Annotated in this window: 21 protein-coding genes; 13 read left to right on the plus strand and 8 right to left on the minus strand. The window is 48.4% G+C overall.

Annotated elements, in window-relative coordinates; genetic code table 11:
* Positions 1-100 precede the first annotated feature (100 nt).
* Genes LZU85_RS16800 through tldD form a run of 8 tightly spaced genes read left to right on the plus strand, consistent with a single transcriptional unit; the run spans position 101 to position 10,827 of the window.
* Positions 101-1,144 carry a rod shape-determining protein gene (locus tag LZU85_RS16800; RefSeq protein WP_011151240.1) on the plus strand — a complete coding sequence of 348 codons (1,044 nt, stop codon included), beginning with the start codon at positions 101-103 and terminating at the stop codon, positions 1,142-1,144.
* Positions 1,145-1,200: 56 nt separating this feature from the next.
* Complete coding sequence (gene mreC, locus LZU85_RS16805; RefSeq protein WP_176298977.1) at positions 1,201-2,091, plus strand: rod shape-determining protein MreC; 891 nt, start codon at positions 1,201-1,203, stop codon at positions 2,089-2,091.
* Positions 2,081-2,569 carry a rod shape-determining protein MreD gene (gene mreD / locus LZU85_RS16810; RefSeq protein WP_176298978.1) on the plus strand — a complete coding sequence of 163 codons (489 nt, stop codon included), beginning with the start codon at positions 2,081-2,083 and terminating at the stop codon, positions 2,567-2,569. The genes mreC and mreD overlap by 11 nt, the downstream gene beginning before the upstream one ends.
* A 3-nt stretch (positions 2,570-2,572) precedes the next feature.
* Complete coding sequence (locus LZU85_RS16815) at positions 2,573-3,133, plus strand: Maf family protein (RefSeq protein ID WP_237287858.1); 561 nt, start codon at positions 2,573-2,575, stop codon at positions 3,131-3,133.
* Positions 3,134-3,155: 22 nt separating this feature from the next.
* On the plus strand, positions 3,156-4,625 hold the full coding sequence (rng, locus tag LZU85_RS16820) for a ribonuclease G (protein WP_176298980.1): 1,470 nt from the start codon (positions 3,156-3,158) through the stop codon (positions 4,623-4,625).
* A 10-nt stretch (positions 4,626-4,635) separates the two neighbouring features.
* Complete coding sequence (locus LZU85_RS16825) at positions 4,636-8,523, plus strand: YhdP family protein (RefSeq protein ID WP_237287860.1); 3,888 nt, start codon at positions 4,636-4,638, stop codon at positions 8,521-8,523.
* A gap of 10 nt (positions 8,524-8,533) precedes the next feature.
* Positions 8,534-9,358, plus strand: a complete 825-nt coding sequence (locus LZU85_RS16830; protein WP_176298982.1) for a carbon-nitrogen hydrolase family protein — start codon at positions 8,534-8,536, stop codon at positions 9,356-9,358.
* Positions 9,359-9,381: 23 nt separating this feature from the next.
* The gene (gene tldD, locus LZU85_RS16835) at positions 9,382-10,827 is read left to right on the plus strand and encodes a metalloprotease TldD (protein WP_176298983.1); all 1,446 of its coding nucleotides are present in this window, start codon (positions 9,382-9,384) and stop codon (positions 10,825-10,827) included.
* Between the two features lie 244 nt (positions 10,828-11,071).
* On the opposite strand, the gene LZU85_RS16840 is transcribed toward tldD, so the two are convergent.
* Complete coding sequence (locus LZU85_RS16840) at positions 11,072-12,451, minus strand: PhoH family protein (protein WP_237287862.1); 1,380 nt, start codon at positions 12,449-12,451, stop codon at positions 11,072-11,074.
* Between the two features lie 538 nt (positions 12,452-12,989).
* Here LZU85_RS16840 and rapA point away from each other — a divergent pair.
* The 3 genes from rapA (at position 12,990) to LZU85_RS16855 (ending at position 17,763) form a co-directional block, all read left to right on the plus strand.
* Positions 12,990-15,899, plus strand: a complete 2,910-nt coding sequence (gene rapA, locus LZU85_RS16845; protein ID WP_237287863.1) for an RNA polymerase-associated protein RapA — start codon at positions 12,990-12,992, stop codon at positions 15,897-15,899.
* A gap of 92 nt (positions 15,900-15,991) precedes the next feature.
* Positions 15,992-16,744, plus strand: a complete 753-nt coding sequence (rluA, locus tag LZU85_RS16850; protein ID WP_013571073.1) for a bifunctional tRNA pseudouridine(32) synthase/23S rRNA pseudouridine(746) synthase RluA — start codon at positions 15,992-15,994, stop codon at positions 16,742-16,744.
* Between the two features lie 56 nt (positions 16,745-16,800).
* Positions 16,801-17,763: a D-2-hydroxyacid dehydrogenase gene (locus LZU85_RS16855; protein WP_237287866.1), complete on the plus strand. Its 963-nt coding sequence runs from the start codon at positions 16,801-16,803 to the stop codon at positions 17,761-17,763.
* Between the two features lie 59 nt (positions 17,764-17,822).
* Here LZU85_RS16855 and LZU85_RS16860 read toward each other — a convergent pair whose 3' ends face one another.
* The 5 genes from LZU85_RS16860 to arcA form a co-directional block, all read right to left on the minus strand.
* Positions 17,823-18,212: a RidA family protein gene (locus tag LZU85_RS16860; RefSeq protein ID WP_011079420.1), complete on the minus strand. Its 390-nt coding sequence runs from the start codon at positions 18,210-18,212 to the stop codon at positions 17,823-17,825.
* A gap of 109 nt (positions 18,213-18,321) precedes the next feature.
* A complete protein-coding gene (pyrI, locus tag LZU85_RS16865; protein ID WP_011151230.1) occupies positions 18,322-18,783 on the minus strand; it encodes an aspartate carbamoyltransferase regulatory subunit in 462 nt (153 codons plus the stop codon).
* Between the two features lie 14 nt (positions 18,784-18,797).
* Positions 18,798-19,727, minus strand: coding sequence for an aspartate carbamoyltransferase (gene pyrB, locus LZU85_RS16870; protein WP_194592981.1), 930 nt, complete (start codon positions 19,725-19,727; stop codon positions 18,798-18,800).
* A 259-nt stretch (positions 19,728-19,986) separates the two neighbouring features.
* Complete coding sequence (argF, locus tag LZU85_RS16875; protein WP_237287868.1) at positions 19,987-20,991, minus strand: ornithine carbamoyltransferase; 1,005 nt, start codon at positions 20,989-20,991, stop codon at positions 19,987-19,989.
* Positions 20,992-21,125: 134 nt separating this feature from the next.
* Complete coding sequence (gene arcA, locus LZU85_RS16880; protein WP_237287871.1) at positions 21,126-22,346, minus strand: arginine deiminase; 1,221 nt, start codon at positions 22,344-22,346, stop codon at positions 21,126-21,128.
* A gap of 586 nt (positions 22,347-22,932) precedes the next feature.
* On the opposite strand from arcA, the gene rraB reads away from it, so the two are divergent.
* Both rraB and LZU85_RS16890 read left to right on the plus strand, forming a co-directional pair.
* Positions 22,933-23,355 (plus strand): ribonuclease E inhibitor RraB, encoded by a 423-nt coding sequence (gene rraB / locus LZU85_RS16885; RefSeq protein WP_011079425.1) that lies wholly within the window; start codon positions 22,933-22,935, stop codon positions 23,353-23,355.
* Positions 23,356-23,510: 155 nt separating this feature from the next.
* Positions 23,511-24,287 carry a glycosyl hydrolase 2 galactose-binding domain-containing protein gene (locus LZU85_RS16890; protein WP_237287872.1) on the plus strand — a complete coding sequence of 259 codons (777 nt, stop codon included), beginning with the start codon at positions 23,511-23,513 and terminating at the stop codon, positions 24,285-24,287.
* Between the two features lie 5 nt (positions 24,288-24,292).
* Here LZU85_RS16890 and LZU85_RS16895 read toward each other — a convergent pair whose 3' ends face one another.
* Both LZU85_RS16895 and LZU85_RS16900 read right to left on the minus strand, forming a co-directional pair.
* Positions 24,293-24,787, minus strand: coding sequence for a GNAT family N-acetyltransferase (locus LZU85_RS16895; protein WP_237287873.1), 495 nt, complete (start codon positions 24,785-24,787; stop codon positions 24,293-24,295).
* Positions 24,788-24,833: 46 nt separating this feature from the next.
* Positions 24,834-25,244, minus strand: a complete 411-nt coding sequence (locus tag LZU85_RS16900) for a DUF2061 domain-containing protein (RefSeq protein WP_237287874.1) — start codon at positions 25,242-25,244, stop codon at positions 24,834-24,836.
* Positions 25,245-25,279 lie beyond the last annotated feature (35 nt).

Genomic DNA, 25,279 nt, shown 5'->3' on the forward strand with positions numbered 1-25,279 from the left:
GAGCCCATGTTTATACTCCAATGCCTTGCTGTCACAGCAAGGCGTTGGTACATTTAGGACAATTTTTATCTTCTATTTTCTTGCAGGATGAGCGAAGAATATGTTTAAAAAACTTCGTGGCATGTTTTCCAACGACCTATCGATCGATTTAGGTACCGCCAATACTCTTATTTATGTGAAAGGCCAAGGCATTGTGCTTGATGAGCCTTCAGTGGTTGCAATCCGTCAGGATCGTGCAGGTTCAGCGAAAAGCGTCGCCGCTGTTGGTCACGCAGCAAAACAAATGCTTGGTCGTACTCCAGGTAATATTTCGGCTATTCGTCCAATGAAAGATGGTGTGATCGCCGATTTCAACGTGACTGAAAAAATGCTTCAGCACTTTATTAAGCAAGTGCACGACAACAGCATTCTCAAGCCAAGCCCACGTGTTCTAGTGTGTGTGCCTTGCGGTTCAACGCAAGTTGAGCGTCGCGCAATTCGAGAATCTGCGCTAGGCGCTGGTGCTCGTGAAGTCTTTCTGATTGATGAACCAATGGCAGCAGCAATCGGTGCTGGCCTACGCGTGTCAGAACCAACCGGTTCGATGGTGGTCGACATTGGTGGTGGTACCACAGAAGTGGCGGTCATCTCGCTAAACGGTGTCGTTTATTCTTCTTCTGTGCGTATCGGCGGTGACCGTTTCGATGAAGCGATCATCAACTACGTGCGTCGTAACTACGGCAGCTTAATTGGTGAAGCGACGGCAGAGAAAATCAAGCATGAAATTGGTTCTGCTTACCCAGGTGATGAAGTACATGAGATTGAAGTTCGTGGTCGTAACCTTGCTGAAGGTGTGCCACGTAGCTTTACGCTCAACTCGAATGAGATTCTAGAAGCGTTGCAAGAGCCGCTATCAGGCATTGTCTCAGCAGTGATGGTTGCGCTAGAACAGTGTCCGCCAGAGCTGGCTTCTGATATCTCAGAGAATGGCATGGTACTCACTGGTGGTGGCGCACTACTGAAAGATCTTGACCGTCTACTGACCGAAGAAACCGGCATTCCTGTGGTGATCGCAGAAGATCCACTAACGTGTGTGGCTCGTGGCGGCGGTAAAGCACTTGAAATGATCGACATGCATGGTGGCGATCTATTCTCTGAAGAATAATGGTGATGGCTAAGTGAGTGATCACTTAGCCTTCAAACCTAAGGTTCTAAAACAAAATGAAGCCAATTTTTGGTAGAGGCCCTTCTCTACAGTTGCGTCTTTTTTTTGCTGTCATAGCATCAGCCAGCCTTATGCTGGCTGATGGTCGCTTAGATGCTTTCTCTGGTGTTCGATATTTCCTCAATAGCTTAGTCGCCCCGATTCAATATACTGCTAATTTACCACGCAGCATGTTTGATGGCGTCTATGAGCGTTTTAGTACCCGTCAGTCTCTGCTCGAGGGGAACCAAAATCTCAAGCGAGAAGTATTGAGGCTGAGAAGCGATCTGCTGCTACTGGAACAGTACAAAGAAGAAAACCAGCGCCTGCGCAAGCTCCTTGGCTCTTCGTTTGTGCGTGATGAAAAGAAAATGGTTGCCGAAGTGATGGCGGTCGACACCTCACCTTATCGTCATCAAGTCGTGATCGATAAAGGTGGCATTGACGGTGTCTACATTGGCCAACCGGTGCTCAATGAGAAAGGCATTGTGGGCCAGATTACCTTCGTCGCGGCGCACAATAGCCGAGTATTACTATTGAGTGATGCGAAAAACGCGATTCCAGTGCAAGTGGTGCGCAATGATATTCGTGTGATCGCCTCTGGCAATGGCAGCATTGATGAGATCCAGTTAGAGCATATCCCAACCAGTACCGATATTCAGGTCGATGATCTGCTGGTGACTTCTGGCTTGGGTGGCGTTTACCCAGAAGGGTATCCTGTTGCCTATGTTACTTCGGTAGAGCACGATACCCGACGCGAGTTTGCCGCGATTAAAGCCAAACCCGTAGTGGAGTTTGATCGCTTACGTTACCTCTTACTGGTATGGCCAAACGAAGATAGACAACATAAAGTGCTGAATGCCAACGTAGAAGAAGAGGCGACGCAAGAGGTGAAGGATGGCGAATAGCGTATTGCGTAGCAAGATTGTCATCGGGGTAAGCTTTTTTATTGCTCTGGTGCTACAAACCATTCCTTGGCCGGGGGCGTTAGATCTTTTCCGTCCGGCTTGGCTATTGTTGGTCACTTGCTATTGGGTGCTGGCTTTGCCTCATCGAGTCAACGTGGGCAGCGCGTTGGTGGTGGGCCTGTTGTGGGATCTCTTGATCGGCTCAACACTAGGTATTCGAGGTATGATGATGTCCATCGTCATCTATTTGGTTGCCCTCAATTTTCTGGTCATCCGAAATATGGCGCTTTGGCAGCAGGCCTTATTGATTGCCTTCTTGAGCGCACTGCTTGAAGTGTTTATTTTCTGTGGTGAATATTTGATCCAGGACGTAGTATTCAACCCATTATCGCTATGGACCGCGGTAATTAACTGTATACTTTGGCCATGGGTGTTTTTACTGTTACGACGTGTCCGTCGTCACTGGCATGTAAGGTAAACGATGTACAAGCTAGTCTTGGCCTCAGGTTCACCGAGGCGGAAAGAGTTGCTCGGCCAACTCGGTTTTGTATTTGATGTCGTGTTGCCTGATATTGAAGAGTGCAAAGCGCAGCATGAATCTGCGCAACAATATGTGCTGCGCCTTTCTCAACAAAAAGCACAAGCAGGTTTGCAACTAACAACGGCAGAAGCCGTTGTTGTTGGTTCTGACACTGTTGTTGTGTGCGATGAGCATGTACTGGAAAAGCCGAACAATTTTGCCGATGCACAGCGAATGCTGAAGCAGCTTTCTAACCGTCGTCACCAAGTGATGACCGCAGTGACGGTGGTCAGTGCAGAAAAACAACGTTCTATCGTCGTTACGACGGATGTGTGGTTCAAAGAGCTGACTGATAAAGAAATCGAACTATATTGGCAGTCAGGCGAGCCATGCGATAAAGCTGGCAGTTATGGAATTCAAGGTTTGGGTGGACGTTTTGTTACCCGTATTGAGGGCAGCTATTTTGCTGTCGTAGGACTCCCTTTGTATGAAACAGACCAACTGCTGCACGAATTTATATAATTTTAAAGATTGAGGTGTGCACATGAGTGCAGAGTTGCTGCTGAACGTGACCCCGAGTGAAACTCGTGTGGCCATGATAGAAGGTGGAGTCTTACAAGAAGTCCATATTGAACGTGAAGCCCGTCGTGGTATTGTCGGAAATATTTACAAAGGCAAAGTGAGCCGAGTACTGCCAGGTATGCAGGCTGCTTTTGTGGATATTGGTTTGGATAAAGCCGCCTTCCTCCATGCATCCGATATTGTTCCTCACACAGAATGTGTTGCAGAAAACGAGAAACAGCAGTTTCAAGTTCGCGATATTTCAGAATTAGTCCGCCAAGGCCAAGACATTGTAGTGCAAGTGGTTAAAGATCCACTGGGCACCAAAGGTGCGCGCCTGACGACCGACATTACACTGCCTTCTCGATATCTCGTTTTCATGCCGGGCGCGAGCCATGTCGGGGTTTCGCAACGAATTGAAAGTGAATCGGAGCGTGAACGCCTCAAGAAGATCGTTTCTCATTACTGTGACGAGCACGGTGGTTTTATTATTCGCACTGCCGCGGAAGGGGCTGATGCGAAGGAGCTCTCTCAAGATGCCGCGTTTTTAAAACGTTTATGGCTTAAAGTGATGGAGCGCAGGGCTAAGTACAAAACGCGTTCAACCTTGTACGGTGAATTGGGATTAGCGCAGCGTATTCTTCGTGATTTCGTTGGGACTGAGCTGGATAAGATTTTGGTCGACTCTCGTCAAGAGTTTGAAAATCTGAAAGAGTTTACCTCTGAGTATGTACCTGAGCTAACGGCAAAATTGGAACTCTATGAAGGAGACAAACCAATTTTCGATATGTACGACACCGAGAATGAAATTCAACGTTCGTTAGAGCGCAAAGTGGAACTCAAATCGGGCGGTTACCTGATCATTGATCAAACCGAAGCGATGACCACGGTGGACATTAATACCGGCGCATTCGTTGGTCGTCGTAACTTGGAAGAAACCATCTTCAATACCAATATTGAAGCCACTCAAGCGATTGCTCGTCAGCTACGTTTACGCAACTTAGGCGGTATCATCATTATCGACTTTATTGATATGTCGTCAGATGAGCACCGTAAGCGTGTACTCACTTCATTGGACAATGCGCTGAGCAAAGATCGTGTGAAAACCAACATCAACGGCTTTACTCAGCTGGGGCTAGTGGAGATGACGCGTAAACGCACCCGCGAAAGCATTGAACACATTCTCTGCTCGAGTTGTCCAACGTGTGAAGGGCGTGGTAGCGTCAAAACGGTGGAAACCGTGTGCTATGAAATTCTGCGTGAAATCACCCGAGTCAACCGAGCTTACGATGCGGATAAGTTTGTTGTGTATGCTTCGCCAGCGGTGGCAGATGCGTTGCATGGCGATGAATCACATGCTTTGGCAGAGTTGGAAGTTTTTATTGGTAAGCAAGTGCGTATTCAAGCTGAGCATCTTTACATTCAAGAGCAGTTTGATGTCGTGATGATGTAATGGATAGTTTGTGATTTCTGGTTTTACCCTATTTTGGCGGGCGGTGCTGTGGTTGTTAGTGACCCTGTTATTATTGCTCGCCATCTTGGTCACTGGGCTACGCATTGCGTTGCCGCAGATGAACCATTTTCAAAATGAAATCAAAACCTGGGTCAAGCAAGGCACCGGGTTGGATGTCTCTATCTCTAGCGTGGCGGGATCATGGCGAAATAGCCATCCTTCTGTCGCTTTGCAGGGCTTTGAAGCGTATTTGCCTGGGGATAAAAAAATCAATATTTCGGTGGATGAAGTTCAGATTGAATTTGATTTACTAGAATCTATTTTTCGTCTGCAACCGGTCGTTGCCAATCTCGACATGCGCGGCCTGGCTTTGGATGTCCGCGCCATTGAATGGGTCTCTACTGAAGGGCCTCCGACTCGCGAAACCGCTTCTGAATCGCAAGAATCCTCGAACCTGATTAAGCAACTCGATAACTTGTTGCTGCGTCAGTTGGACGAGTTCTCTATTACTCAATCGAAGATATGGTATCAGTCCGTTTCGGGAGAAAATCGCCGCCTTGATATCGATCGTTTACGTTGGCGTAATCAAGGTGCTCATCATTTAGCGGAAGGGGTGGTGAGTGTCGCGGGCACCAATCTTAATGCGCTGTTAGTGAGCGCTAACTTTGTTGACCATGGCTCACTTTTGGATGTGAGTGGCGAATTTTACGTCAATGCAGAAGAAATTGCCGTCAGACAATGGCTCACTCGCTATGTGAAGAAAGAGACTGGCATCGAGTCAGGAAAAATCAGCCTAAAGTCTTGGTTGACCTTACAGCACTCACAACCTCGTTACGCCTTTGTGGAGCTTTTACCATCTGAGCTCATTTGGACGGAAAATGGGCGTCATGAGCTAACATTGGAATCGGGCGTTTTAAAACTCTCCCCTGATGCCGAAGGTTGGAAAGTCAGTGGGCATTCACTGACGTTGCGCACCGATGACATGGATTGGCCTGAACTGGATGTGGCTTTTGATTGGCAACCACAGGGTTGGAAGTTGAATCTTTCCCAGTTAAGTCTCGAGGCATTGATGCCGTTGGTCAAATTGCTTCCGGAATCGAATCAAACAAGTGATGTGCTGCAGCAACTGCGCCCGAATGGTGTGATTGAAGATATTCGTGTTGCGATGTCTGGTAGCGACCTAGGGACATTACGTTATTCAGCAGACATTGATGCCTTAGCCATGCAGCAGTGGGAGTTGCTACCGGGTTTTCATCATGTGTCGGGTTCACTCTTTGGTAGTCTCAATCAAGCGAAAGCCTCTATTTCTGTGATTGATGATGAGTTTCCTTATGGAGAGGTGTTTCAGGCCCCGCTTAACATCAAGCAAGGGCTGGTGGATATTGTTTGGCAGAACGATCAAAATGGCTGGCGATTGTGGTCTGATAAAATCACCGCAGCGACGCCCGATCTGCAGGTGCTGGGGGCGTTTCGTCTCGATTTCCCGAAAGATAAGAGCCCATTTTTGTCTTTCTATGCCGAAGCTGATGCTTACAACGTAGGGGAAACGTGGCGCTATCTGCCAACCTTGGCGCTCGGACAAGAACTGACCGATTACCTTTCGACGGCCATTCAAGGTGGTAAAGTCAACACAGCAAAGCTGCTGTGGTATGGCGAATTAGCGCAATTTCCTTATGGAAAAAATGATGGCATGTTCCAAGCGTGGGTAGGTTTAAAACAAGGTAAGTTCAGCTTTGATACCGCTTGGCCTCCGATTACCGATTTGCAGTTGGATCTTTTGTTCCAAAACGATGCTATGTATTTGGATTCCAAGTCCGCCACCTTAAAAGACGTCAAAGCGAGCCGAATTACAGGGCGAATCCCCGAATTGGCAGAAGGGGGGCACATCGAAATCGAAGCTAAGGCGACGGCTGCGGGCAATGCCGTGCGTGACTACATGACCGCGACGCCATTGGTGGATTCAGTTGGCGCCGCGTTAACGGCTTTGCAAGTTCGTGGGCCAGTGAAGTCAGAGTTTCAGCTCAATATTCCGTTTACCAGTGACAAAGAGCCGCGAGCGTGGGGATATGCGGAGTTAAAGGGCAACCGAGTTGACATTGATGCGCCGCCGATGAGGCTGGAAAAAGTGACAGGACGAATTGAGTTCGATAATGATGTGGTGAAAGCCTCTGGACTCTCTGCTCGCCTGTTAAAACAGCCGATTGCCATCGATTTTGCTGGGGAAAGCGCGGCAAACGGTTATAACGTGGTGATCAATACTCTGGCGGATTGGGATGTGAAACCTTTGGTTCCTTATGTGGGCGAGCAATGGCTTGGTCGCTTATCGGGACATGCCCCTTGGAGTATGGATATCGATCTGCAGTTGAATGATGTCGGTTTCACCTATCAAGTCGATCTGAACGCTAAGTTAAACGACATTGCCAGCCAGTACCCTTACCCCCTTGATAAGCGTGTTGGTGAAGCGTGGCAGGCGCGTATGCAAGCGTCAGGAAATCAAGAGTCGATCACGGCACGTCTGCAAATGCCCAATGCCAAGTATCAAACAGAAATTGATATTACGGGTAAAGTGCCAGTGTTGAGTGCAACCAATCTCGTGCTGGGTAGTGGTGGGTTTAAAATCAGTCCGGTGGTGGGGCATCATGCTTTAATTCGCACTGATTATTTCGATCTTGACCAATGGCTCTCGGTTTTGAGCGCGCCAAAAGTTGCGGAAAAGTCGACTCTGGCGCAAATGAATACACCAGAGGTTCCGCTTCCAACGCGTGTCAAAGTGGAAACGCCAACCTTGGTGTTGGCCGGTATCGAGTTTCATGATGTGGATTTCTCGGCACGGAAGAAAAATCTCAATTGGCAGTTCAACCTTAAAAGCCAAGAAGCCGTAGGACAGGCTAACTACCTTGAACCTTACGACTTAGCGGTATCATTAGAGCGCTTGCATCTCTATGTCCCGGGTTTGGATGAGAAGAAAGCGCAAGGTGAGTCTTTGTTAACTGCCGAAAGCGCTGAAGCGCCATTGATCAGTCAGTTTGATCGCGATTTTCATCAGCTGATGCCAAATCTCACCTTGAACATCGATGATTTTTGGCTTCAGGGTTACAAAGTGGGTCATGTGAACATCGATTTGCAACGCCAAGGTAAAGCTTTGGTGTGGAAAAATATTTCGCTGGTCAGTGGTTCAAACCGCGTCGATGTTAATGGGAGTTGGAAGCTGGACAGAGAAACTAGCCAGTCGAAGATGAACCTAAAAATTAAGAGTGACAACAACAGTGACTTGATGGAGCGTTTTGGTATCACGTCAGGGATCCAAAAAGCGCCGTTTGAAATTACCTCACAAGTGACTTGGGATGGGGCGCCTTGGTCGATGCGGGTAAACACGCTTGATGGTGATGTGCAAACCGAATTTGGCAAAGGCATCATTACTGACGTGAGCGGCGCGGCTCGTTTGTTGGGACTATTTAGTCTCGATTCCATCATTCGTAAAATGCAGCTCGATTTTACCGATGTGTTCGACAAAGGCATGGCGTTTAACTCGATTAAAGGCACGGGCAAGATCCAAGATGGCGTGTTTGTGACCAATGATATTGAGATGGATGCCTTAGCGGGTGCGATGAAAATTCGCGGGCTTGCCAACATGGTGACTCGAACGGTAGACGCGGAAGTGCAGTTTACTCCAGATATCACCTCTGGCATCCCGATGTTGACGGCGTTTGCGGTTGCGCCACAAACGGCACTCTACGTGTTGGCGATTTCCACCGTGATTTCGCCGGTTGTGGAAGTGTTTACCCAAGTTAACTATTCGGTTAAAGGGCCGCTTGACTCGCCAACGGTCAGTGAAATTTCGCGTAGTCGCGGTGAGTTCGAGTTACCGGAAAAACTGCGTAAAGAAGCGCAAGAATAAGGAGCGAATGATGGAAAGGATCGCCATTATTCAAATGACATCCTCGGCCAACCCTGATGAGAATGTGGCCTATATTGAACATTGGGCGGAGCAAGCCTCGCGACAGGGTGCAGAGTTGGTTGTTACGCCAGAAAATGCCTTGGTGTTTGGTGGACGTGATGATTATCACCGCCATGCAGAGCGTTTAGGTGAGGGGCCGTTGCAACACGCGATGAGTAACCTTGCCAAACGACTTGGGCTTACCTTAGTAGTCGGCAGTATGCCGATTCGTGATGGTGAATCGGTCACCACGACTTTAGTGGTGTTTGGCCCCGATGGCGTCAGGATCGGAGAGTACAGCAAGCTACATATGTTTGATGTTGATGTGGCCGATGGTCATGGTCGCTACCGAGAATCTGACAGTTTCAAAGCGGGTAACCAAGTTTGCTTAGTCGAGAGCTCTGTAGGGTGTTTAGGACTCAGTATCTGTTATGATCTGCGTTTTCCTGCGTTGTACCAGCAGTTGCGTCAACGAGGTGCAGAGATCCTCTTAGTTCCAGCTGCCTTTACGGCGGTCACTGGGCTGGCGCATTGGGAAGTATTGCTGCGTGCTAGAGCGATAGAAACACAATCGTGGGTGCTCGCAGCTGGGCAAGGTGGACATCACTCAGCACAACGAGAAACATGGGGTCACTCGATGGTGATTGATCCTTGGGGAAAAGTGGTCGCACAATTACCGCAACAGGGCGATCTTCTGATTGCGGATATCGACTTAAGTGCTTGCGAGTCGATTCGTGGCAAAATGCCAGTGGCGCAACACAGTCGCTTTACCCCATTATTAGATAACGAAAGATAAGATAACAAGGCAGAGCCAAGCTTATGAGCATAAATCAGATTGAAGAAGCGCTATTAGCACCTGGGGGTCTGACGGCAGACGATATTGCCGCCACGTTAGGCAGTATTGCAACGCGCCAAATTGACTATGCCGATATCTATTTTCAATCCAGTTGGCATGAGTCACTGGTACTAGAAGACAGCATTATTAAAGACGGCTCGTTTAACATCGATTGTGGTGTCGGCGTGCGCGCTGTAACGGGTGAAAAAACCGGTTTCGCCTACTCTGACCAAATCCAATTGGAAGGATTGAAACAAAGTGCCATTGCCGCGCGTGGTATTGCTCAGCAAGGGAAAAATGCTCAAGTTCAAGCGTTTAAATGCAGCGATAACCAGAGTTACTATGCTGCGATTAATCCGCTGGCCGTCTGGGAGAAACAGCAAAAGACTGAACTGCTTAAATCACTGGATGCTTATATCCGTACTAAAGAGCCGCTGATTAAAGAGGTATCGATTAGTCTCAGTGGTGTGCACGAGCAAATGCTGGTGGCCGCGACCGATGGTACGTACGCGGGAGATATTCGTCCTTTGGTTCGTCTTTCAATCAGCGTATTGGCGGAAAAAGGTGAGCGACGTGAGCGTGGCAGTGCGGGCGGTGGTGGCCGTTTTGGCTATGATTTTTTCCTTGGCGATGAAAATGGAGCACAGCGCGCGTTCCATTTTGCCGATGAAGCAATTCGCATGGCGTTGGTTAACTTGGAAGCCGATGCCGCGCCTGCGGGCAGTATGCCAGTGGTTCTCGGTTCTGGTTGGCCGGGCGTTCTGCTGCATGAAGCGGTCGGTCATGGTTTGGAAGGCGACTTCAACCGTAAAGGATCTTCGGTCTTCTCTGGCAAAGTGGGTCAGCAAGTGACTTCTTCGTTGTGTACCATTGTTGATGATGGCACCTTGAAAGATTTACGTGGTTCGCTCAACGTCGATGACGAAGGGGTGAATGGCCAGTACAACACGCTGATCGAAAATGGTGTGTTGAAAGGTTACATGCAAGATAAGCTCAACGCGCGTTTGATGGGGGTTAACCCAACGGGTAATGGCCGCCGTGAATCGTACGCGCATTTACCGATGCCGCGCATGACCAATACCTATATGTTGCCAGGTCAGCATACCCCAGAAGAGATCATTTCGACGGTGAAGAAAGGCTTGTACGCGCCGAACTTTGGTGGCGGTCAGGTGGACATTACTTCCGGTAAATTTGTGTTCTCAACCTCAGAAGCGTATTTGATTGAAGACGGCAAGATCACCCGTCCAGTGAAAGGGGCGACCTTGATCGGCTCGGGGATCGAAGCGATGCAGCAAGTCTCGATGGTGGGTAACGATCTCAGCATCGATCGCGGTGTCGGCGTGTGTGGTAAAGCCGGGCAGAGCATTCCTGTTGGCGTTGGTCAGCCAACCCTCAAGCTGGACTCGATCACCGTGGGTGGTACCGAGTAATCTTATGAAATCAAAGGGGCGACGTGTTCGCCCCTTTTTCTTTGCGAGTCAACTTGTTTACTCATTGCGACTCTCTTCAGTACCCTAGCTCCTAGCTCCTAGCTCCTAGCTCCTAGCTCCTAGCTCCTAGCTCCTAGCTCTTAGCTCCTGGCTCCTAGTTCCTATTTCCTAGTTCCTATATCCTATTTCCTATTTCCTATTTCCTATTTCCTAGTTCCTAGCTCCTAGCCCCTCTCTTTCTCCACTACAAATTCTCCTCGGCAAATTTAGCCAAGCGGCTGCGCACCACGCCATTGAGGTGAATGTTGGCGCTGCCTTCAAAGTTTTTAAAGCGCTCAACCATGTAAGTTAATCCTGAGGTAACTGGGGTGAGGTAGTGAGAATCGATCTGTGCAAGGTTGCCGGAACAGACGATCTTCGTTCCTTCGCCGCAGCGAGTAATAATGGTTTTGATCTGCGAAGCGGTGAGGTTTTGACACTCATCGAGCAGAACAAACGCATTTTGGATCGATCGACCGCGCATAAAGTTGATCGACTTAAACTGAATGTTGGCTTTGTCGACAATGTACTTCAGCGATCCTTCGGTGCAGTGATCGTGCTTGTGCAGCGCTTCTAAGGTATCGGTAACCGCCGCCAGCCAAGGCATCATTTTTTCTTCTTCCGTGCCCGGTAAGAAGCCGATTGACTCGCCAATGTCTGGAGTGTTTCGCGTGACGATGATCTTATCGAACATGCCTTTTTCAATGGTTTGTTCAAGCGCAGCCGCAAGTGCCAGTAAAGTTTTACCGCTGCCCGCCGCGCCGGTGAGGATCACGAGATCGATATCGGGATCGAGCAAGGCGTCCAATGCCATCGCTTGGTAGATATTTTTCGGTGTGATGTCCCATGCTTTGCGGTGCATCAGGCGATCACGACTGAGATCGAGTAATGTCAGTTTGCCATCATCAATGGTTTCGACGCGGCCAACGAAATCACTCTCTTCCTCATCCACCACGTATTGATTGATAAATGTCGGATCAAACGGTGCGCGATCCAACTTATGAAAAGTGCGCCCAGCAATGGCGTAGCTTTCGACTTGATCGACTTGGCTCCAGAAATTACCTTCTCGCACTTGGTAGCCTTTGGTGAGGTATTGAATATCATCAATCAATTGGTCGGTGCGGTAATCTTCCACAAAACGCACACCCGCCCCTTTGGCACGGAGACGCATGTTGATGTCTTTGGTGACCAACACCACTTCGCGTGGAGCACGCTTGTTTTGCAGATAGAGCACGGCGTTGAGGATGCGATTGTCGCCCGCTTTATCGGCGAACGCTTTGACGGTTTCTTGCAGTTCAAAATCGGCCAGAATAGAAATGGTGCCGTGGCCTTCACCCTCTTTCGAAACAGGAATACCTTCTGAAATTTCATCAGGCGTTGCGTCTTTGAAAAGCGCTTCCAACGCACGAATGGCCACGCGCGCATCACGGGCCACATCTCGCTTGCTGTCTTTGATTCTGTCGAGTTCTTCAAGCACCGTCATAGGGATGACGACGTCATGCTCTTTAAAGGAATAAATTGCGAAGGGTTCATGCAGCAGTATGTTGGTATCAAGTACAAACAGTTTCCGATCGGTATCGCCCATAGCGTCTCCTTGCCGTAAACCGGCTTTGCTCAAAGTACACTAAGCGGAAGAGCTTACTTCCTGCTTAGCATCTTGCCTGCAGAAGAGGTCGTGAGCATACGGCGTAATATACCGACAGAGGCACCAATTGGGGCGCTTATGGCATGTCAACCGAGTAGCGAGACGACTTACTGCAAACCCGTGTTGATCCAAATCGACTGAATAACGGTCTATTGACCCTGTAAAGCTAGCATGAACTGTACCGAGTTATTTTTCTGACGCGTTCATACTGGCTTAATTCGAGTATACGTCATTTTTGGAACACCAGAACTCACAAATGACACGCTTTGTTTACATTTTGATTTCATCGTCACGGCTTGAAAAAAATATTGAGATTCCGAGTGTTTGAGCGTGACCTCCATCACGCCATCAAGTAAGATTAGCGGCCTTTTTCTGCGGCGATTTCTTCATCGATTGATAATTAATTTGTCCCGTTTGGCGGTGACAAAAAGCAGAACTAAGCTTTTAAGATTCACAATTAAAACGAGGTAGTCTATTCATGGCATTTGCTTTGGGGCAGCGCTGGATCAGCGATACGGAGAGCGATTTGGGTTTAGGTACGGTAGTGGCGTTAGATACTCGCACCGTGACACTGATGTTTGCAGCATCAGAAGAGAACCGAGTTTACGCCAGTAACGATGCGCCGGTAACCCGAGTAGTTTTTAATGTCGGTGATGTGGTTGAGTGTCAAGAAGGTTGGTCACTCAAAGTGGAACAAGTGGTGGAAGAGAACGGGTTATATACCTACCTTGGCACGCGTGAAGACACTGAAGAAACCGGTGTTGCACTGCGTGAAATCTTCCTGAGCAACCAAATTCGTTTTAATAAACCGCAAGACAAAATGTACGCCGGTCAAATCGATCGCATGGACAACTTTGTGTTGCGTTACCGCGCACTCAAAAATCAATACGAACAACACCGCAGTCCAATGCGCGGCCTCTGTGGTATGCGTGCGGGCTTGATCCCTCATCAGCTCTACATTGCCCACGAAGTGGGTCGTCGTCATGCGCCACGTGTGTTGCTGGCGGATGAAGTGGGTTTGGGCAAAACCATTGAAGCGGGCATGATCATTCACCAGCAAGTGCTGCTTGGCCGTGCTGAACGCATCCTGATTGTGGTGCCTGAAACGTTGCAACACCAGTGGTTGGTGGAGATGATGCGTCGTTTCAATCTGCATTTCTCTATCTTTGATGAAGAACGCTGTGTCGAAGCGTTTGCCGAGTCAGATAACCCATTTGATACCCAGCAGTACGTACTGTGTTCACTCGATTTCTTGCGTAAAAGTCGCAAGCGTTTTGAGCAAGCACTTGAAGCCGACTGGGATCTGCTGGTGGTGGATGAAGCGCACCACCTTGAGTGGAGCCAAGACAAACCCAGCCGTGGCTACCAAGTGGTAGAAGGCTTAGCAGAACGCACACCCGGTGTGTTGCTGCTGACCGCAACCCCAGAACAGCTTGGCCGTGAGAGCCACTTTGCCCGCTTACGCCTTCTCGATTCAGACCGTTTCTACGACTACGCTGCGTTTGTTGAAGAAGAAGCGCAATACGCGCCGGTTGCGGATGCGATTACTGCGTTATTCTCCGGCGTGAAGCTGGCGGATGAGGCGAAAAACCAAATTACCGAACTGCTTTCTGAGCAGGACGTTGAGCCGCTGTTCCGCATCATCGAAAGTAATGCTGACGAAGAGAGCAAAGCGATCGCTCGCCAAGAGTTGATTGATAATTTGATGGACCGCCACGGCACAGGGCGTGTCTTGTTCCGTAACACCCGTGCGGCGATCAAAGGTTTCCCCGTGCGTAATGTGCACCTGTTGCCGATGCCGATCCCAACCCAATACACCACCTCGATGCGTGTTTCGGGCATGATCGGTGGCAAGTTGGCGCCAGAAGCGCGTGCGATGAAAAACCTCTACCCAGAAGAGATCTTCCAAGAATTTGAAGGGGAAGAGTCGAGCTGGTGGCAGTTTGACTGCCGGGTAAACTGGTTGCTGGAAAAGCTGAAAGCGCAACGCAGTGAGAAAGTTTTAGTGATCGCTTCGCGTGCCAGCACGGCATTGCAGCTTGAACAAGCGTTGCGTGAGCGTGAAGGCATTCGTGCCACCGTTTTCCATGAAGGTATGTCCATCCTTGAGCGCGACAAAGCCGCAGCTTACTTCGCGCAAGAAGAGGGCGGCGCACAGGTGCTGATTTGTAGTGAAATCGGCTCTGAAGGTCGTAACTTCCAATTTGCTAACCAGTTGGTGATGTTTGACCTGCCATTCAACCCAGATTTGCTTGAACAGCGTATTGGTCGTTTGGACCGTATTGGTCAAAAACGCGATATCGATATTCATGTGCCTTACCTGCAAGGAACCGCGCAAGAAGTCTTGGCGCGTTGGTTTGATGAAGGCCTCAATGCATTTGCTGAAACTTGCCCAACAGGCCGCACTGTCTATGACCAAGTCTCTGATCAACTGATCGAGATGTTGGCATCGGGTTCCAATGAGGCGTTGAATGACGTGATTGCGGAATCGGCCAAACTGAATCAAGCGTTGAAAGCCGATCTTGAGCAAGGGCGTGACCGTCTGTTGGAAATGCACTCCAACGGTGGTGAGAAAGCGCAGCAAATCGTGGCGGAGATTGCCGGCAAAGATGGTGATACCAACCTAGTGAGTTTTGCGCTTAGCTTGTTTGACACCATTGGTTTGAACCAAGATGACAAAGGTGAAAATGCCATCGTGGTGACGCCGTCGGAGCACATGATGGTGCCGAGCTACCCAGGTTTGCCGTACGAAGGCGCGACGATTACCTTCGATCGCGATACAGCGTTGTCACGCGAAGACATGCACTTTATCAGTTGGGAACACCCAATGATCCAAGGCGGCATTGATTTGCTGATGAGTGAAGGGGTGGGCACTTGTGCCGTTTCTCTGCTCAAGAACAAAGCATTGCCGGTTGGCACTTTGCTGCTAGAGTTGATTTACGCGGTGGACGCGCAAGCGCCGAAACGCAGTGGTATTAGCCGCTTCTTACCTCGCACGCCAATTCGTTTGATGATGGACGCTCGTGGCAACGATCTCTCTGGTCAAGTGGAGTTTGAAAGCTTTAACCGTCAATTGAGCCCAGTGAATCGCCATTTGGCGAGCAAATTGGTTTCGTCGGTGCAAAACGATATCCATCGTTTGATTGAAGCCGGTGACCAGTTGGTGGTGGAAAATGTCGAAGCAATTCGTCAGCAAGCGCAGCAAGAGATGCAGCAGAGCCTTAATAGTGAACTTGAGCGTCTGCAAGCATTGAAAGCGGTCAACCCGAACATTCGTGATGAAGAGATTGAGGCAATTGACGCGCAAATCAAAGAGTTGAACGGTTACATCGCGAAGGCGCAATTCCAATTGGATTCACTGCGTCTGATTGTGGTGAGCCACAACTGATCCCGAGTGATCCGTTAAACGACCATCGGCTCCTTTACTGGAGCCGTTTTGTTATTACAATATGCCCGTTAATTTTGCAGTGAGACTTTGCTATGGCAATGCTTGAGTACCTTCCACCGACCGACCCTTGGACGGAGATTATTTTCGAAGATGACCATATTTTGGCGGTCAACAAACCTTCGGGATTGCTTTCGGTTCCGGGGCGCTTGCCAGAGCATCACGACAGCATGTGGAGCCGCTTGCAAGAGCAGTATCCGGAGATCCAAGTGGTGCATCGCCTAGATATGTCGACCTCAGGCTTGATGGTGTTTGCCAAGAACAAGCGCGCAGAAGCAGCATTAAAGAAGCAGTTTCAATACCGTTTAACGCATAAGATTTACTACGCACGAGTGTGGGGCCATGTAGAAGCAGACTCAGGCATGATTGATTTGCCACTGATTTGTGATTGGCCAAACCGTCCGATGCAGAAGGTGTGTCACGAGCATGGCAAGCCATCGCAAACGGAGTTCCAAGTCGCCAAACGCGAAGTGCATGCCAATGGAGCACAAACCACGATTATGCGTTTGCTTCCTGTGACGGGGCGGTCGCACCAGCTGCGTGTGCACATGCAAGCATTGGGGCATCCGATTGTCGGCGATGAATTTTACGCCCAAGGTGACGCGTTTACCTTCTCCGAACGCCTTGAATTGCATGCCGCAGAGCTGAGCTTTTATCATCCTAAGAGCCATTGGCTACGCAGCTTGTTCGTTCCTTGTGACTTCTATCCGGATGCCGAAGAGATGATCTTTTCATATTTCGATCCTGCGCGTAAATTACCGGATTACAAGTCGCTGCCCAAGAGCTAGGCTCTCGCCTTTCACGTTTTCGATTTCTTTTCACTGGCAGTGCGTAAGGAGTTTTTATGTCGCTGCCTGTTGTGGTTTTTCTCGATCGCGCCACCATTCCTGCCCACATCACCCTGCCGATCTTGGCGTTTGAGCATCGCTGGGTTGAATACGATTTCACGTCGCCAGAACAGGTGATTGAACGTCTGCAAGCGGCTGATATTGTCATCACCAATAAAGTGCTGCTCGACCAAGCTGTGTTAGCGCAGTTGCCGAACTTACGGATGATTGCGGTCGCTGCAACCGGATTTAACAATGTCGATGTGGATTTTTGCGCGGAAAAAGGCATTGCCGTCGCGAATGTGCGAGGCTACGCGACGCGATCGGTGCCTGAACACGTGATTGCCATGCTGTTTGCGCTGCGTCGTAACCTGTTTGGTTATCATCAAGACATTGCTGCTGGTGTATGGCAACAGGACAAGCAGTTTTGCTTTTTTAGTCATCCCATTGGCGATGTGGCAGGCACGACGTTGGGCATTATTGGCTCTGGCGCGTTAGGGCAAGCGACGGCGCAATTGGCGCAAGCATTAGGCGTGAAGGTGTTGTTTGCTGAGCGAAAAGGGCAAAGCGATTGTCGTCAGGGCTATCACCGTTTTGAAGAGGTGTTGGCGCAAGCCGACGCGATTTCCCTTCATTGCCCACTGTCAGCGCAAACACATCACTTAATCGGCGCGGCAGAGTTGACCTGCATGAAAAGCAATGCGATTTTAATCAACACTGGGCGTGGTGGTTTAGTTGATGAACAGGCTTTGGTCGAGGCGTTGAAAAAGGGCGACATTGCGGCGGCTGGTGTAGATGTGTTTAGCGCAGAGCCTGCCGATGAAACCAATCCGCTGCTCGCGAATATGCATTTGCCAAACTTGCTGCTCACGCCGCATGTGGCGTGGGGCAGTGATTCTGCGATTACTCAGTTGTGTGAGATTTTGCTGGAAAACATCAACGCCTATTGGCGAGGTGATACGCTCAACCGTTTGGTGTAGCGAGCAGCAATGAAAAAGGGTGACCTGATGTCACCCTTTAAAATCGGTTGGATTGGCGATTATTTGCGAACCGCGATCGCTTCGATTTCGATGCCCACGTCTTTTGGTAGACGAGCTACTTCCACACATGAACGTGCTGGGTAGTGCGCGACGTTGTGCTCGTCGAAGAAGTTACCATACACTTCATTTACTGTGCCAAAATCGTTGAGATCTTTAACGAATACCGTCATTTTCACGATGTCGCCTACAGTCAGGCCAGAGGCTTCGACCACCGCTTTGACGTTGTCGAGCGATTGGCGAGCTTGCGCGGCGATGTCTGCTGGCACTTCGCCTGTTGCTGGATTTACTGGGATTTGACCAGAGGTCAGTACCATATTACCGAGGTCTACGCCTTGGATGTATGGGCCAATTGCTGCAGGGGCTGAATCTGTGTGAAGTACTTTAGTCATTGTTATATTCCATCTTGATTGAAAGGAAAACAAAAGAGCGTTCAGTGTGCCGCGAAAGACATGATTGGTAAAGGAAAAATCCCCGCAAGGTAGGCGGGGATCATATTGATTAACGCTCAGTGACGATCTCACGTGAGAAGACTTTCTCGCAGTATTTGCACTTCAAACGTACGTCACCTTTTTTCTCAAACACACGGAAGTTACTCGCTACTGGCTCGTTGTGTGTAATGCAGTTGCTGTTTGGGCATTCAAACACATCACTGACAAACTCAGGCAGCTCCAACGCGAGCTTCTTCACCACTTGATAATCTTCAATTTGATTGACGGTGGCGTGAGGTGCGTAAAGGGCCAACTTGCTTGCTTGTTCCTCGTTGATAAACACGTTTTCAATCTTGAGCAAATCTTTGTTACCCAGAGCGGATGAAGGCAAATTTAAACCAATGGTGACGCGCTGCGATGAGTTGTGCATATCAAACAGTTTCAACACCTTGATGCCCACTTGCGCTGGGATATGGTCGATCACTGTACCGTTTTTAATCGCTTCAACCTGCAATTTTGTCTCTTTGTTCATCTTGATTCTCCTACTTACAGTGATTCGTTCAGTACCAGTGCCAACAAGGCTTCACGGGCGTAAACGCCGTTGCCTGCTTGCTGGAAGTAGTAAGCGTGCGGTGTTTTGTCGACGTCAGTGGTGATCTCATCCACACGTGGCAGTGGATGCAGCACTTTGAGGTTCTCACGTGCGCCTTCCAATAGCGCTGCGGTGAGGATGTAGGCGGATTTAATGTGCGCGTATTCCGATTCATCGAAACGCTCTTTTTGTACGCGCGTCATGTAGAGAACATCCAGCTCAGGGATTACGGTTTCCATGTCTGTGTGCAGGCTGTAGCTGATGCCAGCTTCATCCAGATCTTCAAGAATGTAATCTGGCATTGCCAATGCGTCTGGCGCAACAAAGAAGAAGCGGATGTTGTTGAATTTTGCCAAGGCTTGCGTCAACGAGTGTACGGTGCGGCCATATTTTAAGTCGCCGACAAACGCCACATTCAAGTTGTCCAAACGACCTTGCGTTTCGGAGATGGTGAACAGATCAAGCAGCGTTTGAGTTGGATGCTGGTTAGCGCCATCACCGGCGTTGATCACCGGAACACCGTTAGAAAATTCAGAAGCCAGACGCGCAGCACCTTCTTGTGGGTGACGCATGACAAAAGCATCCACATAGTTCGAGATGACTTGTACCGAATCAGACAGCGTTTCGCCTTTTTTTGCCAGTGAGGTATTGCCACCATCGTCAAAACCAATGACATCGCCACCAATACGTTGGATGGCCGTTTCAAACGACAAGCGAGTGCGGGTAGAGGGCTCGAAGAAACAACTCGCGACGACCTTGTTCTTTATCAGCTCTGGGTTTGGCTCTGCTTTTAACTGACCTGCCGTTTTGACAATCAATTCCAGCTCAGCGCGGCTAAGCTCTGGAATGGAGATAATGTGCTTCTTATAAAGCGAGTTTGTCATAATCGTCTTCCCTATCTGAACGTTTCAGGCATAAAAAAGCCCCCCATGACGGGAGGCTTCAAAAATCTATGGGTTGATTAAATACAAGGGCAGAACAAACAACACTACACAGGCTGAATACTTCACCTGCGCGTCGTGTTTTGCTACTGCGATGATCCATTGTTATCTACCAACCCTCGGACAAATTGCCGAGCATTATACGCCTAAGCAAAGTGAGCGCAAGCGATTACATCACTGTTTAGGCGTATCATGTAATCGATTAACTGCCTAAGGTGGCCACCATAACAGCTTTGATGGTGTGCATGCGATTCTCGGCTTCATCAAACACAATTGAATGTTCCGATTCAAACACCTCTTCGGTAACTTCTAGGCCTTTCATACCAAACTTTTGGGCTACTTGCTTACCGATCTGAGTTTCGTCATTATGAAATGCAGGCAAACAGTGCATGAACTTTACTATTGGATTGCCAGTTTGCTTGAGGACGTTCATGTTGACTTGATAAGGTTTCATCAGTGCGACACGTTCATCCCAAGCCTCTGGTGATTCACCCATGGAGACCCAGACATCGGTATAAAGGAAATCACAGCCTTGTACCCCTTCTGCGACATTTTCAGTCAGGGTGATCTTGCCACCGGTTTGTTTGGCAATGGCTTGGCAGGTGGCTACGAGTTCTTCGTCGGGCCAGTAAGCTTGCGGACCTACAAGGCGAATATCCATGCCCATTTTGGCAGCACCCACCATCAGCGAGTTGCCGACGTTATTGCGTGCATCACCTAGGTAAGCAAACTTGATCTCAGCGAGGGGTTTGCCTTGACTGTGCTCAAGCATGGTGAGGAAGTCAGCAAGAATTTGTGTGGGATGAAATTCGTCGGTTAAGCCATTCCATACCGGGACGCCAGCATAAGCGCCAAGTTCTTCGACGATCGCTTGGCCAAAGCCACGGTATTGAATGCCATCGTACATGCGACCCAACACTCGCGCAGTGTCTTTCATCGACTCTTTGTCACCGATTTGTGAGCCGGAAGGGCCGAGGTAAGTAACTTGTGCGCCTTGATCAAAGGCGGCGACTTCAAAAGCACATCGGGTACGAGTTGAGGCTTTCTCAAAGATCAATGCGATGTTTTTACCCACCAGTTTCTTCTGCTCAGTGCCAGCGTATTTGGCTTTTTTTAGATCAGCAGCAAGATCGATCAAAAACTGGATCTCTTTTGTAGAGAAGTCCAGCAACTTGAGGAAGTTGCGATTGCGGAGATTAAATGCCATGACTCGTCCCTTTTTCTATCATTATGGCAATAGTTAAACATATAAATGCTGTATTTGTGAATAATTATTTTATTTTAATGATAAAAAAGCCAACTCAAAGAAGTTGGCTTTCGTCTCAGCATGCTGGATGGCTGTTAGATATCATCACGTTCAATTGGGCAACTCATACAGCGCGCACCACCACGGCCACGGCCTAACTCGTTCCCTGGAATGGTGAGAACCTCAATACCCGCTTTATCGTATTTCTCATTGGTGTAGACGTTTCGTTCATAACCAATCACCACGCCTGGCTTCACCGTTAACACGTTATTGGCATCGTTCCACTGTTCACGTTCAGCTTCATAGCTGTCACCGCCAGTAGTAATGATATTGAGATGATTGAAGCCCAAAGCACGCTCAATGGCATGCAAATAGTTATGCAAAGCTTCTACTTGCATTTCACCATTGCCTTTTGGCGTTAAGCGCCAAGTATGCAGATCTTTACGCATGATCTCTGGATAAACAGAAAAAGTATCAACATCCATGTGTGTCATCACCGTATCTAAGTGCATGCACGAACGATGTTTGGGCAGTTCAATGGCGATCACTTCTTTTGCTTGGCCATGTTTAAACAGATTAGCGGCTAAGTTTTCCACCCCTTGTGGGGTGGTGCGTTCTGACATGCCAATTAGTACGGCGCCTTTGCCAATGACTAGCACATCACCACCCTCAATATTGGCGTTGTCATAATGAAGATCTTCGTTGCCAAAGTATTTGATGAAATCTTGTCCGGCGAAGATGGGGTGCCACTGATAAATCGCCCGCAAATGGTTGGTCTCACGTTGACGTGCGGGTTTCATCATTGGATTGAGCGAGACACCGCCATAAACCCAACATGAAGTATCACGGGTAAAGAGATGGTTCGGGAGCGGTTCAATCACGAAGTCTAATGGCTGTTTCATGCGTGGCAGCATAGAGGCGGATTGAATCGGCAACTCAGAGTAGGCCAAACCGCCAAGCAAAATGGTGGCAAGGTGTTCGTTGTCCATTTCTGAAAGGTAACGACGTAAATCGCGCGCAAAAATTGGGCCGTAGCGAAAATCGGAGATTTGAACATCTAACAGCCACTGCTTAGCTTCTGGCACGGCGAGGGTATCCACCATCAAATCGTGCAGAAGTAGCACCTCGACACCTTGCCGGCGCAACGTATCGGCAAACGCATCATGCTCCTTGCCTGCAGCTTCAACCAATAATACGTCGTCAAACAAGAGTTCGTGGCAATTGGAAGGGGTAAGGTGGGTTAGGGCTCTTTCCGGCCGATTAAGAAGGACTCGGCGTAACTGGCCGACTTCAGAACCTACATACAACTTACTCATTTTGCATCCTTTCAGTTTATTCTGGCGCTATTTATGACAACCTTTTGTATAAGATGCAAATTACTCAACTTCGTTAAAATTCCATTTATATTTAAATTTATAGCGTTTAAGTTTGAGTATTGTATAAAGTTCGGACTATTGTTTTGAGTTGTAGGGTGTAGAAAAACTACGGCAGTATTGATTTTTTATGCGTAAATGAATCTTTGCTTACTTTGATTTCATTTGAATAAAATGTGATTTTTTATTCAGAAAAATGCATTTTTGTCGTGGTGTTACTCGAAATAGTGAAGAAATTGATCTGAACTGAGTGAATGAAGTATCGAAAATTGAACTATTCTATGTACTCTTTTTTCTTCTTCTAGCCCTTAGGATGTTCTGAATATTAAAAAAAAGGCCAAATTGTTAATAAGCTGTTGTTCTTTTCTGTGGCCGACTTACTTTTCTCCATCTAATGAATCGCTTTGGCTGATTCAGCGATAAAAGATGAGATACAGAGCGCTTTGTCGGTGGCTTTTCTGGGCGATCCATGCCATATTTCACCGCAACAAGTTGATCCAATTTAGAGTAACGATTCCGGAGTTAAAACATGTCTCACGAAGATGAATATCTATCAGTAGAAGAGTTAATTGAGATTCAAAAGGAAGAGACTCGCGATATTATCGCTGCTCTGCTTGAAGATGGCAGCGATCCTGAAGCTTTGTACGAAATTGAGCACCACCTATTTGCTGAAGATTTTGACACCCTAGAGAAAGCGGTTGTTGAAGCATTTAAGATGGGCTTTGAAGTGCTTGAAGCTGAAGAAACTGAAGATGAAGATGGCAATAAGCTGCTTTGTTGTGATGCAACCATGCAGTCGACGCTGGACGCTGAAACCATTGATGCTCAAGTAGAGAAGTTGGTTCATCTCGCTGAAAAATACGACATCATCTATGATGGTTGGGGCACTTACTACGAAGGTGAAGATGCACTATACCAAGATGACGACGAAGACGAAGACTTCGAAGACTAATAAAACCAAAGCCGGCGATTGCCGGCTTTTGTTTGTGTTCCGTTTGCTCGCATGGCGTTGTTATTCATCTTGTTACACCCACACAGAGAACAGCGCTCGCTCATTAGCAGGGTTGTGTATATAATGCGGCAAACTTGATCTAGCTCAATTATGATATGCAACTCTCACTCACTGGTTATTGGCAACTTTCCCCGCTTACCGATCTCTCTATTCCACAAGATGATCTCTGCTTTCCCGCGCCACTGAGCGAGATTTTACCTGCTTCCCTCTCTGAGCAAGCCATTGCGGGGCAAGAATGGCACTTGATGCACGACATCGAAGTGGATGACAGTTTGCTGGCTTATCCTGCGGTTGAGATGGTGCTGGCTGGAGTGGATTACCATGCCGAAGTGCGCTTAAACGGCATTGCTTTGTTTGATTGTGATAAAAGTCAGTTTGAGTATCGCAAAGATATTCGTCCTTATCTGCAACATGGACGTAATCGCTTTGAAATTCTTTTTCTCGAAGAGGAAGAAGAATTGCTGTTTGAAGAAGACAGACTGGCATTGTGCGAGTTAGGGGCAAATGCCTATCAACCAAGTGACGAAAGAATGGGGATCTGGCGAGAGCCGTATTTGCAGTTTATCCGCCACGTTCGTCTTGATCGCGTGACGACCGAGCAAATCTGGCACCATGGTGGTGGGTGTGAATTTAAAGTGGATCTCTACTATCAAACCTACGCATCAGGTTTGATTTCAGCTTCAGTCAAGTTTGATGGCCGCCGCTACAGTATTCCTCTGGATCTGCGCAGCGATCATGCCAGTGCTTTATTTCAAATTGACGCCCCCAGCCCAGCAACACCATATCAATTAGAGATTGAGCTTGATGGTCAAACGCTGAGCGCCCCCGTTGTGCTCGATGAGGCGATTTCGGTCACCCACTTTATCCGCTAGTTACCTTATAAATGGCAAATCATCACCACTTCACAAGCGTCATGTCCGGTTTGCCCGAGTGGCGCTTGCAGATGTTCAAATCCGAGCTTTTCATAAAGGGCAATGGCTTCTTTCAAGCAGGCGGTCGTTTCTAGGTAACAGCGTTGATAACCCATCTTTTTCGCGGTGCTGCGGCTGAGCGATACGATCTGTTTGGCTAGACCCTGCCCACGGCAAATGGGTAGGAAGTACATTTTTTGTAACTCGCAGACACCTTCGACCCCTGCTAGCGCAGAAAAGCCACCGCCACCGACGATCTTCCCTTGATGTTCCACTACCCAATAGGCGGCATTTGCTTGTGAGTAGATGCTAAAAAGATCGTCTAGGGTTGGGTCGGCAACACTGTAGCCTTTATCGGCGGTTAACCCATACTCCGCCGAGACTTGACGAATCACATTGGCGATTGAGGCGTTGTCTTCAACGGTGATAGGGCGCAAGACAAAGTCCATTTTTTCTGACATAAGACCATTCGTATTTCAAATTATGATGGTCAAAACTATAGAGTCATTACACGGTTGGGTGCAAACAAAAACTGTGCGAATCGAGGGTTTGTTTTGCCGCGCTGTGGCGCAACCAAACCTTCTCATGGAAGTAGTACACTACGGTGTTAATAGACGGTTCGAGTAATGCCATCACCCCACCGACAAACGCATCACCTGTTAACAAGTAAACCACGCTAAACGCCACGCTGAAATGTACGGTAGCAAAACTGGCGGTCTTGATTTTCGTCATCCACTGACGCGCTTTGAGCGCTGGCACGGTAGACCATGCTTTTTCATGGAAGTAAAACGCAATGGTATTGACCGCAGGTTCAATCATCGCTATCAAACTGCCGATGAGGATATCGCCCGTTAAGACGAAGGCAACAGTGAAAGCGACCGTAAAATGAAGTGCTGCAAAGGTAATGGTCTTTTTCATAATCTTATCTCTCATGATGCGTTTGGCTCGTTTTG

Source organism: Vibrio floridensis (assembly GCF_021852965.1).
In the GTDB taxonomy this organism is placed as follows: Bacteria; Pseudomonadota; Gammaproteobacteria; order Enterobacterales; family Vibrionaceae; genus Vibrio; species Vibrio floridensis.